We start from the raw sequence: 16,795 nt of genomic DNA on the forward strand, positions 1-16,795 counted from the left end.
AAAGTGGACCAAAACAATGGTCCGCTTTTTTTTAACGCTTGTAACACGGTATCTCACGCGCCCTGCTCCACGTTCTCTTTGTCATTAGTAAATACTATTTTGCTGCCGGTATTTTTGGATGACAAAACTGATGGCATAAAATGCAAACCCAATCAGTATCTGTGTCCCTAATATCGTATAGAAAGGTTGAATACTCTCTAAAGAAAGTGTAGTACTATCTAGAATGATTTCCGTTCCTTTGACTTGCCAAATAGGTGTGGCAAAAGAAGCAACTTGTTGCAGCACGGGACTAACAAATTCACGCGGTACAAATATACCGCTGGCAAAGGCTAACACCAAGCTGACTGTTGTTGATAAAAATGAAATAGCTCCTTTGGAATTGGCTATAGTGACACAGAAGTAGGTCATTGCTTGAATACCAAACATTGCTACAAAGCTGTTGAGTGTTAACAGCAATCCTTTTTGAGAAAAAATAGTCTCTACCCCATACAGGACTGTTGCTCCAACCACCAAAAGCGACCAAAAAACTATACTAAACGTAATACAACCTAATAAAATCTGTACCCAGCGCTGACTTTCTGTTACCATTCCCATTCGGTCTCGCTTCACAATTTCAGGATTTCGCATAGCTAGTATGGCATACCCGAATATGGTAATGAACGTGGTGATCATAATATAAGAAATAAAATAAGTGTAGTTGGTACCAAAGGCCAGCAGAGAAACATTTGCATTGGTTTCAGCAGGGATAATCGCTACATTTGACTGGTCTGCTTGTTGATTTAAGTCGTCTAAAGCTAAACTTAACTGAGTGGAATCCGTAAAATCAATTATTTGAGAAGACAACAACTGCAGATTTGTCAGATAAGTGTTGATTAAAATGTCAACAAGAGCTTCATCTTCTATAGCCTGTGTAACAGTTTTCTCTAATGGAATGTTTTCTTTAGTAGAGTCAATTATGGATTCTCCAAAGCCTTCTGGAATGGTTAAAATATAATCCGCATTTTGATAGTAAAGAGTATCAGCGATATCTTCCGGTGTATTGTTGATAGGAACTATATTGGATTTCGTATCTAAATAATCCAACAAATTTTGTGTGACTGGGTCACCTTCGTCGTAGTTGATAATTCCGATATCGCTTTTTGCCACTTCAAATTGACTAGTGTAGCTGTTATTGAACAAGGCATTTACAGGAATAACAATCGCCAATAACAATAAGATATTCCAAATAATCGAAGTGGAATTGTCTTTTAACAGTTGATAGAAAAGCTTAAAGATTTTCATAATCAGTCCTCCTCAATGCCACTAAAGTAATCGTCAAACAGACAATGGCATATCCACTTAAAATCAACATATTCCCGTTGTACTGTTCATAAGTGGGATAGCTGTTTAAATAATAAATAGCATCATTAATGAGAGAGACTGGGTTGATTTTAGCAAGCCAAGGAACTTTTTCCATAATGAAATATTTTAAGTCAATCACCATTAAACCAGATAAAGCACCAAGCACAAGTGGTACCGCAATTGAAATACCAATCAAAATTTTCGTGTTAGCTTTTAAGAGACTAGCTATTGCCGTACCAAGTAATAATCCAACCAATACACCTAACGTCATTAGAGCAACTAGACGAAAAGGATTATTCCCCAATGGAACGCCATTTAAATTGTAAATGATCAATAAAAGGTAGACAATAGCTAAACAAGAAACTGCGCCAGTGATAAACATGGCTCTAAAACGCTTGCTTTTAGGAATTGGGCTTGCTGTGACAAGCAAGGCAGCTGGAGAGTAATTGGCTTCATTTTCAGTCACGACACTAATTCCGATGGACATGAAGAAAATACAAATGTAAGCTAGACAGGCATAATAAAAAATGCTCATCCCATTAATTCCGTCCTCTTTAGTTGAATCCGCAATGAATGAATTCGACACACTAGAACTAACTAGAGTCGCATTAACAGACATAATTGCTTGTTCAGAATCATCACTTTGTGCAGCATTGGTATAAAGTATATTGATGGTACTGTTAACAGAGGCAAGAGTGTTCAAGGCTGTATAAATAATCGTGGAAGACATAGAATTTGCTGCAGTAGGAGCTACTGTCAAAGAAATATTGAATTGTTGCTCCGTGTTATCGACATATATAATTTCCTCTACTACACCATCCTCGAGTAATTGCTGAGCTACTTGAGAATCTGTTTCGTAGTACATCATATAGTCGTTTTCCGTTAGTTCATTGGCTACCAATTCATCCTTTTCTAAACTAGCTGGAGTCGCAATGGAAGAAAAAGAATCTTTTGCACTTTCCGTTTCTTCTTCGTTACCTTCAAAAACCATCGCTACGGGAACGATTTCTAAAACAGTATCTGTTGCTGCTAGCCCTTGGAAAGCAAAAAGATAGATAAGTCCAAAGACGAGAGGGAAAATGATACCGAATGCTACACCCTCTTTGTTGCGGAAAAATATTTTCACAGCATATTTTTGCAAATGGCTAAACATTGTCCCGCAACTCCTTTCCTGTGATTTCCAGAAAGACATCATTTAACGTTGGACGTTGGACGGTTAAATTCAATAGAGTGATGTGTTCATTTTCAAATAATTCGATTAAAGTCATCAAGTGACTTGCTCCTTTTTGAAAATGAACAGTCAAGTCACCTTGATGGTAATGGAATCCTGTGACTTCAGGCATTTGCTGAATCTTAAGTTGTGTTTCTTCCGTCAAATCAAAGACCTCTGCTTTGACAACTTCTCCATGCTGGGAAATGGCTTTGATTTCGTCACTTGTTCCAGTTATAATTTCTTTTCCGTTGTCCATAATAGTCAAGCGATCACAAATCAATTCTACTTCTTCCATGTAATGTGTAGTGTAAATAATGGTTTTTCCTTCATCTCTCAATTGTTTGATTCCATCTAAAATACGATTTCGAGATTGCGGGTCAACAGCTACTGTCGGCTCGTCTAAAATAATTAGATCAGGTTTATGAGAAATACCGCAAGCTAAATTTAACCTACGCAAGAGACCGCCCGATAATTTTTTAGGTCTGAAACTACGGAATTTTTCCAATGCGACAAATTCAATGGCTTCATCTACGTATTTTTTCCTTAGTTTCTTATCTTGGATGTACAATCCACAAAAGTAATCAATGTTTTCTTCTACAGTAAGTTCGTCATACACCCCAATATTTTGCATCACCAAACCAATTCTTTTTTTGATGTCATAATTGTTCGGATGCATTTTTTCTCCAAATATTTCTACAGCCCCTTTTTCATATCGTAAAAGAGACAGCATGCAATTGATAACAGTTGATTTACCACTTCCATTTGGACCTAATAGACCATAAATTTCACCTTCATTGACGGACATACTAAAATGGTCAAGTGCTACTAACTCTTTATACCGCTTTACCAAATCGTGGACTTCGATTACCATTTTATTTCTCCTCCTTACTCTTTCTTTTATTATGGCAAAGATAGGTATGGTTTTGAATGGTTATTTGTCAGTGTATGAGATGACATCTGTCACTAAAAACAGCCAGTAAATGTGGTAAACTGTTCTTATGAGGAGGGGAGAATATGAGATGGTTGGAACTAGGAATACGCGCTGTTTTATTGGGAGCTATGTTTTTGTTTCAGATGATTATCGAACCAAATTCATTTCCAATTGTTGAACTGTGCATAGCTGTTATTTATTGTGCAGTGTACTTGTTGACAGAGAATGTAGATGTGCCTAGACGTTACCTCATTTATTTTATTCTATTCTTTCTCACCAGTACTTTTCTGCCTGAGCTGTACTTATTTTGGCCGCTTATTTTTTATGAGTATTCTCTTCAATCCTATAAAAACTACAGTTTGTTTCTATTGCCACTTTTGTTAGGATTAGGGACCGGGCAATCCATTTATATAAGTTACTTTATTACAAGTCTGTGTTGGTTAGCTTCGATCATCCACACTGTTATAGACAACAGTCAAATATTTGAAAAAGCCTCATTTGAAGAAATAGATACACTACGTTTTTTAAATCAGCGAATTAAAAACGAACAAGATAGCCTATTGCATTTGCAAGATGAGAAAGTAACTTCATCTCGTTTGCAAGAACGGAGAAGAATTGTAGAAGAAATCCATGATCTTCTAGGACATCAGTTGAGCAGTGCCATCATTCAAATTGGTGCTCTAGAATATCTAGCCACTGAACCCCAAGTTAAGTCTTCACTCACACAAGTAAAAGAGGTATTGAGCACGAGCATGGATAACGTGCGGACGGTTATCCACACAGAACGACAAACAACGGTGAATTTGGAAGAAGAATTACGGATACTTGTGCGCCAATTTTCTAAATGCCCTATCAGCTTTCACTACAAAAATTATGCTCTGATTGATAACCAAATCGCTCATTCAATAGTTAATATAGTCAAAGAAGCTTTAACAAATATCAATAAACATTCAACTGCCACATCTGTTCAAGTCCGATTTACAGAAGTAAGTCATCAATGGACATTATTAATAGCGGATAATGGAACAGTGTCAGAATATCAAATGAAGCATCCCAAAGGTATTGGATTGTTGAACATAGAAGAACGGGTAGGCAAAATGAATGGCCATATCTATATCAATTATGAAAATGGTTTTCATATATTTGTTGTTATTCCAAAAAAGGGGGAAGCAGGATGAATATTCTATTAATAGATGATGACGCTTTGGTAATCAATGGTCTTCGAACAATCATCGAGATGGGAACAAAACATTTTCCAAACCCTTATCAAATTTGCAACACAGGGAAAAATGGAAATGAGGCCATTAGTCTTTATCAACAACATCAACCGGATATTGTCTTGATTGATATTCGGATGCCAGAGTTAGATGGAATTACTGCGGGAAAACAAATTGTTCAACTGGATTCGAATGCGAAACTGATTTATCTCACAACTTTTTTAGAAGATGAATACATTATAGATGCGCTAAAGTTAGGTGCTAAAGGCTATTTGATGAAAACAGATTACGACAGTATTATTCCAGCCATTGAAGCAGTAGCGTCTGGACAACGAGTATTTGGTGATGAGATTATTGCCAAAATTCCTGGATACCTTTTTAAAGAGCAGAAAAAAATCTTATCTTTTCCTCTTTTGACTGAAAAAGAAGGCGAGCTAGTACATTGGGTTTCGCAAGGACTGAACAATAAAGAAATTGCTGAAAAAATGCACTTTAGTGAAGGTACGATTCGTAATTACTTATCCATTATTTTAGAGAAACTCCACTTACGAGATCGAACTCAATTAGCGATTTATTATTACAAAAATTCAGAGCAATTTTAGAAAAAAAGTTTTCTTGGATATCCTATCAAAGACTATCTTTACAATCTTTTAAAATGTTGTTAAAATTGTCTGTGTTGCGATACGCGGTCGTGGCGGAATGGTAGACGCGCTGGCTTGAGGGGCCAGTGGGAGGTTCTCCCGTGGAAGTTCGACTCTTCTCGGCCGCATATATATACGAAACTAATAGGTCCTATTAATTAGTCTAACAGCTAATTAAAGGGATTTTTTTGCTTATACATCAATATTTGGGCGAATTATTTTAATTTTCCACTCATGAATTTATCATTTTATATGCATATCATTTTATAAAAATACAGATTAGTGATAAGGTACAGTTTGTAATAAAAAATTATTATTGGGGGCATTTTAAATGAAAGTTATTGTCGTAGGAACATCACATGCTGGTTATGAAGCTATTCAAACGTTGATAAAAGAACAACCAGATGCTGAATTGCATTTGTACGAACGTGGAGACACAGCATCGTTCTTGTCTTGTGGAATCCAAAGTTATTTAGAAGGGATTGCAGAATCTCTTGATAGCTTACATTATGCAACAGAAGATTCGTACATTGAGCAAAACGTCAATGTACATATGAATAGTGATGTTGTTGGGATCAATCCGGAAGCCAAAACGATTACGGTAAAAACAGCCGATGGAGAAACTGAAGAAAGTTATGAAAAATTGATCATCTCTCCAGGTGCAATGCCAGTTCGTATTCCTATTCCAGGTACTGACTTGGACAACATTTTCTACGTGCGTGGCCGTAACTGGGCTGAAAAAGTTAAAAATCGTATGAATCACTCGAAAAAAACAGTTGTTGTGGGTGGAGGATACATTGGTATCGAGGTCGCTGAAGCCTTTACTAAAGCGGGTATTGAAACAACGGTCATCGATTCTCTTGATAGAGTATTGAACACTTATTTAGATAAAGAATTTGTAGATGTATTAAATGAAAATATGGAACAAAATGGATTGACTGTCCGTACAAGTGAAATGGTTAAAGAAGTCGTTGGAGAAAATGGAACTGTTACTAAAGTCATCACAGATAAAGGCGAATATGAAGCAGATACCGTTATCATGGCTGTAGGTGTTCGTCCAAATACGAAATGGTTGCAAGGTATTGTTGAATTGAATCAAGACGGAACTGTAGTTGTTGATGAGTATTTAGAAACGTCTGCAAAAGATATCTTTGCAATGGGAGACGCTACTAAGATTCCATTTGCTCCAAACCATGGTTCTAAATTGATTGCCTTAGCTTCAAACGCTCGTCGCCAAGGTGTGATTGCAGCTAAGAATATTATGGAGAAAAAAGTTAAAATGCCGGAAGTTTCTGGAACATCAGGATTAACTTTGTTTGATTACAAACTAGCTTCTACAGGTGTAAAAGATATCGATCAAGACTCAATTGATGCTGAAGTAGAAAGCACATTTGTAGTCGAAAATATCCGTCCAACATTTATTGATGATGAAAAAGTGATGATGAAAATCCATTTTGAAAAAGAAAGCCACCGTATCGTAGGGGCACAATTGATGTCTACTTACGATGTGACAGCTTCAATTAATGTAATCTCTGTGGCGATTTCATCAGGATGGACATTAGAGCAATTAGCATTTGCTGACTTCTTCTTCCAGCCAGGATTCAACCGTCCATGGAACTACCTGAACGTTCTTGCACAAAAAGCTTTAGATGGTAATTTTGATAACGAGAAATTATAAAAGTATAACAATGTATAGAACTTGAAAAAACAGCAAAAAGGAAAGCATCATTTAAGGATGGTGCTTTCTTTTTGTTATTAATATCAAAAAAACGTTCGTACAATATTTAAGTTTTGACTTTACATGTACGTATAAGTAAGTTATAATTCTTTTTGAAAGCGATATCATAACAAGTATAAGGAGGATAAACTATTTAATAACGGTTTGTTAGAGATTATATTTTAGTTGATAGATAAAAAAATTTAGTAAGGGGATATAGAAAATGACTAAAAAGAAAATCAGCAAGTTATTATTAAGTTTTATAGGTTTAGTATCTTTTGTCTTATTAGCTGCGTGTGGCAACTCAGAAGCAGAAGAATCAAAGGCATATATAGGTATCTCTATGCCGACACAATCAGCAGAGCGTTGGATTGACGATGGAAATAACATGGTAACAGAATTAGAAGACTTAGGTTATAAAACAGATTTGCAATTTGCTGAAGATGTAGTAGACAACCAAGTATCTCAAATTGAAAACATGATTACAAAGGGTGTTGACGTTCTTGTAATCGCTTCCGTTGACGGTTCAGCGTTAACAGATGTATTACAAAAAGCAAAAAATGAAGGCATTAAAATTATTGCGTATGATAGATTGTTGATGAATAGTGAAAATGTAGATTATTATGCAACATTTGATAATTTTGGAGTTGGAGTTATAGGAGCTAGTTATATAGAAGAAGCTTTAGGATTAAAAGAAGGTAAAGGACCTTTCAACATAGAATTATTTGGTGGTTCACCGGACGATAATAATGCTGTAATTAATTTTGAAGGTGTCATGTCAGTATTTAGTCCTTATATAGACAAAGGACAATTAGTAGTACAAAGTGGACAAACCGAATTCAACCAAATTGCAACATTACGTTGGGATGGAGCTACTGCTCAATCTCGTATGGATAACCTTTTAAGCGCAAACTATACAGATAATACATTAGACGCAGTATTGTCACCATATGATCCTATTAGTTTAGGAATTATTTCCTCACTAAAAGGAGTAGGTTATGGAACTGATAGCAAACCTTTGCCAGTTATTACGGGGCAAGATGCTAACTTACCAGCCATTAAATCCATTGTCGCAGGTGAACAAACACAAACAATATTTAAAGATACAAGAACATTAGCTTCTGTAACTATTGATATGATTGAAGCTATTATCAATGATGAAGAAGTAGAAGTTAATGATACAGAAACTTATGACAATGGTGTAAAAGTTGTTCCAACATTTACAGTAGAACCTGTTTCTGTTGATGATGAGAATTATGAAGAAGCATTAATTGATAGCGGATACTATACAGAAGAAGAAATCAACAACTAACAAATTATCTTGGCTCTTATTTATTTTAGTATAAGTAAGAGCCAAAATAAGATTAGGAGTGAGTATATGTCAGATATAATTTTAGAAATGAAGAATATCACAAAAGATTTTTCTGGAGTCAAGGCTTTAAATAATGTGAATCTTAAAGTTAAAAAAGGTGAAATTCATGCTTTATGCGGAGAAAATGGTGCAGGAAAATCAACCTTGATGAAAGTTTTAAGCGGAGTTTATACAATCGGAGAATACACTGGAGATATTGTTTATAACGGAGAAGTTTGCGAATTTAAATCTATATCAGATAGTGAACAAAAAGGAATTGTTATCATACATCAAGAATTAGCACTTATTCCCTATTTATCTATTAAAGAAAACATTTTTTTAGGTAATGAACAATCTAAAAAAGGTATTATTGATTGGGATCTAACAGAGAAAAAAGCTTCCAATTTATTGAAAACTGTTGGACTGGCAGTCTCACCTAATAGTCTAGTAACTCAATTAGGAGTAGGTCAGCAACAGTTGGTAGAGATTGCAAAAGCATTTTCTAAAGATGTTCAATTACTCATATTAGATGAGCCAACAGCAGCTTTAAATGAAGAAGACAGTAAAAATTTGTTGGAGCTAATGAAAGAATTTAAAAAACAAGGGATTACGTCTATTATTATTTCCCATAAATTAAATGAAATAACAGATGTAGCGGATAATGTAACAATTATTCGTGATGGTAAATCTATTGAAACGCTATCGAACGAAGAAATTGATGAAAATAGAATTATTAAAGGAATGGTTGGTAGGGACTTAATAAATAGATATCCAGATAGAAAACCTAATATAGGACAAAAGATATTTGAAGTTAAAAATTGGACTGTCTATCATCCTATAGATACAAAGAGAAGAGTAAATGACAACATTGATTTTTATATTAATGCAGGCGAAGTCGTTGGTATAGCAGGACTGATGGGAGCTGGAAGAACAGAGTTCGCTATGAGTTTATTCGGTAGATCATATGGTCATGGGATAAGTGGTCAAGTAATTAAAGATGGTAAAGAAATAAAAATCAACAGTGTATCTGATGCTATAAATAACCGAATAGCTTATTTATCAGAAGATAGAAAAAACTATGGGTTAAATTTATTGCAAGATATAAAAGAAAATATTACTATCGCAAGTTTGTCTAAAATTTCAGCAAAAGGAGTCATTGACAAAGAAAGAGAAATTATTGAAGCAGAAAAATATCGAGACAATATGCGCATAAAAACCAAGGATATTTATCAAAATGTTGCAAGTTTAAGTGGTGGAAATCAACAGAAAGTAGTTCTTGGAAAATGGCTGATGTCCGAGCCAGACGTTCTGTTTCTTGATGAACCTACTCGAGGAATAGATGTAGGAGCTAAATTTGAAATTTATTCTATTATTGAACAAATGGCAACTGAAGGGAAAGCTATTTGTATTATTTCCTCAGAATTACCTGAAATTTTGGGTATGTGCGATAGAATTTATACGATGAATGAAGGTCGTTTCACTGGAAATATCACTAAAGAGGAAGCGACACAAGAGTATTTAATGAAACTGATGACTTCAGAGGAGGCAATGATATAATATGGAACAAATCAGCGATAAAAAATTAGAAGCAAAAGACAATACAAGAGAAAAAAAGACCATAAAAGATATAGCCTTAGATATTTTAAGCAAATATAGTATGATATTTATTTTGATTGCTATTCTAATAGCATTCCAGTTATTGACAGATGGAATCCTTTGGAAACCATTAAACATCACAAACTTAATCTTACAAAATAGTCACGTTCTAGTGTTGGCTATAGGAATGTTGTTAGTTATTTTACTGGGTGATGTAGATCTTTCGGTAGGCTCTGTTGTCGCTTTTGTAGGTGCAGCATCAGCTGTAATGATGATTCAATGGCAATGGCCGCCTTTTGTAGCTATAGGTGCATCGCTATTGATTGGTGGATTGATTGGTGCTTGGAACGGTTTTTGGATCTCGTATATAGGTATCCCAGCCTTCATTGTTACATTAGCAGGTTTGCTATCTTTTAGGGGACTGACTCAAGTAATTTTAGGAGGAACTACGCTTGCTCCTTTTCCAACAACGTTCACTAAATTAAGTTCAGGCTATATACCAGACTTCTTTGGAGATGGCGGTTTGCATATTACCTCAATTATAATAGGCTTACTTTTATCTCTTCTTGCTGTATGGAATTTATGGAAGGCACGTAAAAGGAAAAAAGATAACTTATTTGAAGTAGAACCTATTGTTTGGTTTGCAACTAAAGTAGCTATTACGTTTATAGCAATTATGCTATTGACCTTTGTATTAGCCTCGTACCAAGGCTATCCTCTTATATTAATACTTGTAGCTGTTCTAGTTATGGTTTATGGTTTCGTAACGACAAAAACTACTATAGGAAGACAAGTATATGCGACAGGAGGTAATAGAAAAGCGGCTGAATTATCAGGGGTTAAAACGAAAAAACTAACTTTTTGGATATTTGTAAATATGGGAGTCATGGCTGCTTTGTCTGGATTATTAGTAGCTTCTCGTTTAAACGCAGCTACACCAAACGCAGGAAATGGATTTGAGCTAGATGCTATTGCAGCGGTATATATTGGTGGGGCATCAGCATCTGGCGGGATTGGAACTATACTTGGAGCTGTTATTGGTGGTCTGATCATGGGGATTTTAAATAATGGAATGTCTATCATGGGTGTAGGTATTGACTGGCAACAAGCAATCAAAGGGCTGATATTATTACTTGCAGTAGCTTTTGATATTTACAGCAGAAAAAGAAAAGCATCTTAAAACTTGAACTGAGGGAGTGGCTGATTCTTGGAAGATAAAACAATTCTTTTGATTTGTACCGCGGGTATCACAGCAGGTTTAATAGTAAAAAATTTACAGAAAATTGCAGAAGATAGTGGTAAAAAGTATCATATTTATTCTGCTCCTGCGATAGTTGCTGAAAATGTTATAAAAGAACAGAAAATTGATGCTTTATTAATTGGCCCCCAAGCTAGATATGAAGTTTCTAGACTGGAAGAGTTGCTTAACTACAAAAAAGTTCCATATAGATTGATTGATGAGGATGATTACAAGAGACTTGATTCTCAAGTGATTTATAGTAAATTAGAAACGATGTTGTAAAAATTTTAATTTAAGTGAAAAGCAGTTAAGTTAGCCTTGTTATAAGGTAATTTAATTGCTTTTTTTATATACAGTAAACTTATATACTAAGGTAGAAAAAATAAAATTAAGTTTGTACAGAAGAATGTACGTTATTGCAACTATACTTTACTTGCTGTACTATATACGTACGTACAACTTTTGAAGGAGTGAACTTATGGGTAGTGAACCTAAGTATATAATTATTAAAAATAAAATAAAACAATTTATTTTAAGCGGAGAATATGAAGTGAATAGTAAGATCCCTTCAGAAGCTGAGTTAAAAGATAAATTTAATGTCAGCAGACATACTATTCGTCAATCTATATCAGAGCTAGTAAATGAAGGTTATTTGAAAAAAGAACAGGGATCAGGAACTTATGTAAGTAACCAATACCAGTTGGAACAAAAAGATACTTCTCAAAAAACCATAGGGGTCATTACAACTTATCTTTCTGATTATATTTTTCCATCTATTATCCGAGGAATTGAAGATGTATTGAGTAAAAAAGGATACGCGTTATTATTGTCCAGTACTCAAAATAATGTTGAAAATGAAAAAAGAAGTCTTGAAATGATGTTAGAAAAACGTGTAGATGGTTTAATTGTTGAGCCCACTAAAAGTGCAAATTTGAACCCTAACTTAAACTATTATCTTGGTATTCAAGAAAGAGGAATCCCTTACGTGTCTATAAATGCTTCATATGAAGAATTAGAAGCTCCAGAAATAAGAATGGATGATAAATTGGCAAGTGAAAAATTGACATCACATTTATTAGATTTAGGACATGCTAGAATCTGTATGGTAACGAAAACAGATGATTTACAAGGGAAAGAACGAATGAAAGGTTTTGTGAGAGCGCATAGTAATGTTAATAAGGTTTTTGACGGAAATTTAATGATTACTTTTGATACTGAAAACATTGACAAATTGACTAGTAAAATAGATCAAGTATTGCAACTGGATAATTCGCCCACTGCATTTGTCTGCTATAACGATCAGATTGCTGTAAAAGTCATAGAACGTATTCAAGCTATAGGGAAAAGGATACCTGAAGATATTTCCATCGTCAGTCACGATAATTCCTTCTTAAGTACTGCCACAGATGTAAAGTTGACTTCAATCAATCATCCGAAAGAACAACTCGGAAGAGATGCAGCAAACTGGATCATACAAGCTATTGAGAAGAATTCTTTCAAACAGGAATCTATTGTGTATGAACCTGAGTTGATTGTTCGTTCTTCTACAAGCAAAAACAAAATATAAATTGAGAATTAAGCAAATGGATAGAATAAAAAGGAAAAAACGAATTATACCTTTTTTGTACGTACGTTTTAAAAAAAAACGTTGACGTGTACGTACAAAAAAGGTATAATTTTTGTTGTACAGATGATAGCGCTTTCTATTTATAGAATGGATAAGGAGTGGAGATGTTTTGAACAGTAAAATAGAAAAAGCCAAAAAAGATATTTTAAGTAACCAAACTTCTCTTGGTATCGAATTAGGATCTACTAGAATCAAAACCATATTAATTGATTCTCATTATCAAACAATTGCTTCAGGAAGTTTTGAATGGGAAAATCAGTTAGAAAATGAAATTTGGACTTATTCGCTTGATAACGTTTGGAAGGGGTTACAAGAAAGCTATCAAGCAATGGCTAATAAGGTTAAAGAACAGTACGATGAAGTATTGACTTCTGTTGGGTCTATTGGGTTTAGTGCAATGATGCATGGATATTTAGCTTTTGATAGACAAGAAAGTCTATTGGTGCCATTTCGAACATGGCGAAATGCAATGACTGGGCAAGCAGAAAAAGAACTAACTAAACTTTTCAACTACCCTATACCGCAACGCTGGAGCATTGCTCACTTACATCAGGCTATATTGAATAATGAAGAGCATGTAAAAGAGATTGATTTTTTAACTACGCTTGCTGGCTATGTTCATTGGAAAATGACTGGAAAGAAAGTTATCGGCGTAGGAGACGCATCAGGGATGTTTCCAATCGATAATACAACTAGAGGATACCATCCGGAAATGTTTCGCCAATATAATGAACTTATTAGAGATAAGGGATACACATGGCAACTTGAGAGTATACTGCCAAACATCTTATTTGCCGGTGATAATGCTGGTTCCTTAACGGTAGAGGGTGCGAAATTATTAGATCCTTCAGGTAAACTAGAAGCAGGAATTCCGATTTGTCCTCCAGAAGGAGATGCTGGAACGGGTATGACTGCAACAAACAGTGTGTCCAAAAAGACTGGTAATGTTTCAGCTGGAACTTCTGCGTTCGCCATGATTGTTTTAGAAAAAGAACTACAAAAAGTTCATCCCGAAATCGATTTAGTGACAACACCTTCGGGCAATTTAGTAGCAATGGTACACACCAATAATTGCTCTTCTGACGTAAATGCCTGGATAGATCTATTTACAGAATTTTCTGCTGCTGCAGGATTGAAATTGGATAAGAATGAGTTGTTCAGTTTGTTGTTCAACGAAGCTTTAAAAGGTGATTTAGATGGCGGTGGGTTACTATCATACGGGTATTATTCGGGCGAAAATATTACACATATAAATCAAGGAAGACCTCTATTTGTACGGCAACCAGATAGTAAATTTACTCTTGCAAACTTTATGCGCGTTAATTTGTATACAGCATTCGGGGCTATGAAAATTGGGATGGACATTTTAACAAAAGAAGAAAAAATAAATATAAATAAAATTGTTGGCCATGGAGGAATCTTTAAAACTAAAGAAGTTGGTCAGCGTGTTATGGCATCAGTAATGGATGCGCCAGTGACAGTGATGCATACTGCAGGAGAAGGTGGAGCATGGGGCATTGCTTTGTTGGCTGCCTATCTACGCCAAAAAGAAAATAATGAAACATTGGCTGATTTTCTGGAAAATAAAGTTTTTAAAGAAGACAAAGGAACAACTATTGAACCTCTTGCAGAAGAAGTAGCTGGATTTGAAATATTTATGGAACGTTATAAAATGGGCTTGCCTATAGAACAAGCAGCAATTGATTATCTTAGTTAAAAAGTAAGTTAATAAAGGAGATTAGTCATGTTAGAAACATTGAAAAGAAAAGTCTATGAAGCTAATATGCTGTTACCTAAGTATCAATTAATCACCTTTACTTGGGGAAACGTTAGTGGTATTGACAGAGAAAGTGGTCATATTGTCATTAAACCGAGTGGAGTAGAATATAATAAATTACGACCAGAAGACATGGTGATAGTAGATTTAGAAGGAAGCATTGTAGAAGGAAAAATGAATCCTTCTAGCGATACCGCTACCCATATTGAATTGTATAAGGCCTTTCCTTCCATAAAAGGTATTGTACATACACATTCACCGTGGGCCGTTTCATTTGCACAAGCTGGACGCGCAATTCCGGCAGCCGGTACAACCCAAGGAGATTACTTTTATGGCGATATCCCGATTACACGTGCAATGAGGGAAGATGAAATTACAACTGATTATGAAAAACAAACTGGCACTGTGATTATTGAGACATTCCAAGAAAAGGGATTATCACCAGATGAATTACCTGGAGTACTTGTAAATGACCATGGACCATTTACATGGGGAACATCTCCGGAAAATGCTGTCCATAATGCAGTAGTACTAGAGCAAGTTGCTGAGATGACATATCACTCACTGCAATTGAATCCATTTGATATTCGTATGGATCAAGTACTGCTAGATAAACATTTTAAGCGGAAACATGGAAAAAATGCCTATTATGGACAAATTAAAAAATAGAGGAGCTAATCAATATGTTGAAAACAAATGCAAAAGAATTCTGGTTTGTAGTTGGGAGTCAAAATTTATATGGTGAAGAAACGTTAAATCAAGTTAAAGAGCATGCTGATGAAATGGTCAAAGGATTAAATAAGAGCGGTATCTTGCCTTATCCAATGGTTTTTAAGGAGCTGGTCACAACTTCGGATGAAATCAAAAATGTTATGAAAGAAGTGAATTACCAGGATAACGTTGCCGGTGTGATAACATGGATGCATACATTTTCTCCTGCTAAAATGTGGATAGCTGGAACTAAATTGCTGCAAAAACCATTACTTCACTTAGCGACACAATTTAACGAAAAAATTCCTTGGGATACTATTGACATGGATTTTATGAACTTAAACCAATCAGCTCATGGAGATCGCGAATATGGGTTCATAAATGCAAGACTGAAGAAAAACAATAAAATTGTCGTAGGGTATTGGGGAAATAGATCTGTTCAACAAGATATTGCCTTATGGATGGATTCAGCTATCGGATTTATTGAAAGTCAAAATATCAAAGTGGCACGATTTGGTGACAATATGCGACATGTTGCTGTAACAGAAGGCGATAAAGTAGAGGCTTCTATACAATTTGGTTGGACTGTAGATTACTATGGTATTGGAGATTTAGTAGCAGAAATGAAAAAAGTAACCTCTGAAGAGATTCATGCTACTTATGAAGAGTGCGAAAAATTATATGATTTTGAATTGGGAAATAATGAACCAGCATACTATGAAGAACACGTAAAAGAACAAATTAAAATCGAAATTGCTTTACGCAGATTCCTTGAAGCAGGAGGATACACAGCATTTACTACTAATTTTGAAGACTTACATGGTATGAAGCAATTGCCTGGGATGGCTGTTCAACGATTAAACGCTGAAGGTTACGGATTTGCTGGCGAAGGCGACTGGAAGACGGCAGCATTAGATCGGTTAATGAAAATTATGTCAAAAAATAAGCAGACGGGATTTATGGAAGATTACACGTATGATTTAACAGAAGGAAAAGAAATGATTTTACAATCTCATATGTTAGAAGTTGATCCGACTTTAGCAAGTAGTAAACCGAAAATTGTCGTTGAACCACTTGGCATTGGTGATAAAGAAGACCCTGCTCGTTTAGTATTTGATGGAGCAGCAGGAAATGGAGTCGTAGTTTCAATGTTAGATTTGGGAACTCATTATAGACTTTTGATCAATGCTGTAGAGGCTGAGGTTCCAACTCAAGAGGCACCAAAACTGCCTGTAGCCAGAGTATTGTGGACACCTAAACCTAACTTTAAAGAAGGTATCACTAAATGGATTCAATCAGGTGGCGGACACCATACAGTAGTATCATTAGTTTTAACAGTAGAACAAATTCAAGATTGGGCAAAGATGGTTGACTTGGAAACAATTGTAATCAAATAAAAAAGAATAAATACTCCAACTGTTTAACGACTTCTA

At 35.2% G+C, this 16,795-nt stretch carries 14 protein-coding genes and 1 tRNA gene; 12 read left to right on the forward strand and 3 right to left on the reverse strand.

The annotated features are described in order from the left end of the window. Window positions 1-84: 84 nt before the first annotated feature. The 3 genes from ACE025_RS05170 to ACE025_RS05180 are packed head-to-tail and all read right to left on the reverse strand — an operon-like array spanning window position 85 to window position 3,425. Window positions 85-1,281 (reverse strand): ABC transporter permease, encoded by a 1,197-nt coding sequence (locus ACE025_RS05170; protein ID WP_485938132.1) that lies wholly within the window; start codon window positions 1,279-1,281, stop codon window positions 85-87. After that, a complete protein-coding gene (locus ACE025_RS05175; protein WP_485938134.1) occupies window positions 1,268-2,494 on the reverse strand; it encodes an ABC transporter permease in 1,227 nt (408 codons plus the stop codon). The genes ACE025_RS05170 and ACE025_RS05175 overlap by 14 nt, the downstream gene beginning before the upstream one ends. Further along, on the reverse strand, window positions 2,487-3,425 hold the full coding sequence (locus ACE025_RS05180) for an ABC transporter ATP-binding protein (protein WP_485938136.1): 939 nt from the start codon (window positions 3,423-3,425) through the stop codon (window positions 2,487-2,489). Before ACE025_RS05180 ends, ACE025_RS05175 begins: the two co-directional genes overlap by 8 nt. A gap of 143 nt (window positions 3,426-3,568) precedes the next feature. Between ACE025_RS05180 and ACE025_RS05185 the strand changes: the two genes are divergently transcribed. The 12 genes from ACE025_RS05185 (at window position 3,569) to araA (ending at window position 16,759) form a co-directional block, all read left to right on the forward strand. Continuing rightward, complete coding sequence (locus ACE025_RS05185; RefSeq protein ID WP_485938138.1) at window positions 3,569-4,663, forward strand: sensor histidine kinase; 1,095 nt, start codon at window positions 3,569-3,571, stop codon at window positions 4,661-4,663. Beyond that, on the forward strand, window positions 4,660-5,304 hold the full coding sequence (locus ACE025_RS05190) for a response regulator transcription factor (RefSeq protein ID WP_485938140.1): 645 nt from the start codon (window positions 4,660-4,662) through the stop codon (window positions 5,302-5,304). Before ACE025_RS05185 ends, ACE025_RS05190 begins: the two co-directional genes overlap by 4 nt. Before the next feature lie 83 nt (window positions 5,305-5,387). Then, window positions 5,388-5,471, forward strand: a tRNA-Leu gene (locus ACE025_RS05195). Between the two features lie 203 nt (window positions 5,472-5,674). After that, the gene (locus tag ACE025_RS05200; protein ID WP_485938142.1) at window positions 5,675-7,021 is read left to right on the forward strand and encodes an FAD-dependent oxidoreductase; all 1,347 of its coding nucleotides are present in this window, start codon (window positions 5,675-5,677) and stop codon (window positions 7,019-7,021) included. A gap of 262 nt (window positions 7,022-7,283) precedes the next feature. Next, the gene (chvE, locus tag ACE025_RS05205; RefSeq protein ID WP_485938144.1) at window positions 7,284-8,372 is read left to right on the forward strand and encodes a multiple monosaccharide ABC transporter substrate-binding protein; all 1,089 of its coding nucleotides are present in this window, start codon (window positions 7,284-7,286) and stop codon (window positions 8,370-8,372) included. Between the two features lie 66 nt (window positions 8,373-8,438). Next, window positions 8,439-9,968, forward strand: coding sequence for a multiple monosaccharide ABC transporter ATP-binding protein (gene mmsA, locus ACE025_RS05210; RefSeq protein ID WP_485938146.1), 1,530 nt, complete (start codon window positions 8,439-8,441; stop codon window positions 9,966-9,968). A 1-nt stretch (window position 9,969) separates the two neighbouring features. Next, the gene (mmsB, locus tag ACE025_RS05215; RefSeq protein WP_485938148.1) at window positions 9,970-11,187 is read left to right on the forward strand and encodes a multiple monosaccharide ABC transporter permease; all 1,218 of its coding nucleotides are present in this window, start codon (window positions 9,970-9,972) and stop codon (window positions 11,185-11,187) included. A 27-nt stretch (window positions 11,188-11,214) separates the two neighbouring features. After that, window positions 11,215-11,529 carry a PTS sugar transporter subunit IIB gene (locus ACE025_RS05220; RefSeq protein WP_485938150.1) on the forward strand — a complete coding sequence of 105 codons (315 nt, stop codon included), beginning with the start codon at window positions 11,215-11,217 and terminating at the stop codon, window positions 11,527-11,529. Between the two features lie 196 nt (window positions 11,530-11,725). Then, window positions 11,726-12,814 (forward strand): substrate-binding domain-containing protein, encoded by a 1,089-nt coding sequence (locus ACE025_RS05225; RefSeq protein WP_485938152.1) that lies wholly within the window; start codon window positions 11,726-11,728, stop codon window positions 12,812-12,814. A 169-nt stretch (window positions 12,815-12,983) separates the two neighbouring features. Beyond that, window positions 12,984-14,591, forward strand: a complete 1,608-nt coding sequence (locus ACE025_RS05230) for a xylulokinase (RefSeq protein WP_485938154.1) — start codon at window positions 12,984-12,986, stop codon at window positions 14,589-14,591. Window positions 14,592-14,618: 27 nt separating this feature from the next. Beyond that, window positions 14,619-15,320, forward strand: coding sequence for an L-ribulose-5-phosphate 4-epimerase (locus ACE025_RS05235; protein WP_485938156.1), 702 nt, complete (start codon window positions 14,619-14,621; stop codon window positions 15,318-15,320). Window positions 15,321-15,334: 14 nt separating this feature from the next. After that, a complete protein-coding gene (gene araA / locus ACE025_RS05240) occupies window positions 15,335-16,759 on the forward strand; it encodes an L-arabinose isomerase (protein ID WP_485938158.1) in 1,425 nt (474 codons plus the stop codon). The last annotated feature ends 36 nt before the right edge of the window (window positions 16,760-16,795 follow it).

It is taken from the genome of Desemzia sp. AGC72, assembly GCF_057334175.1.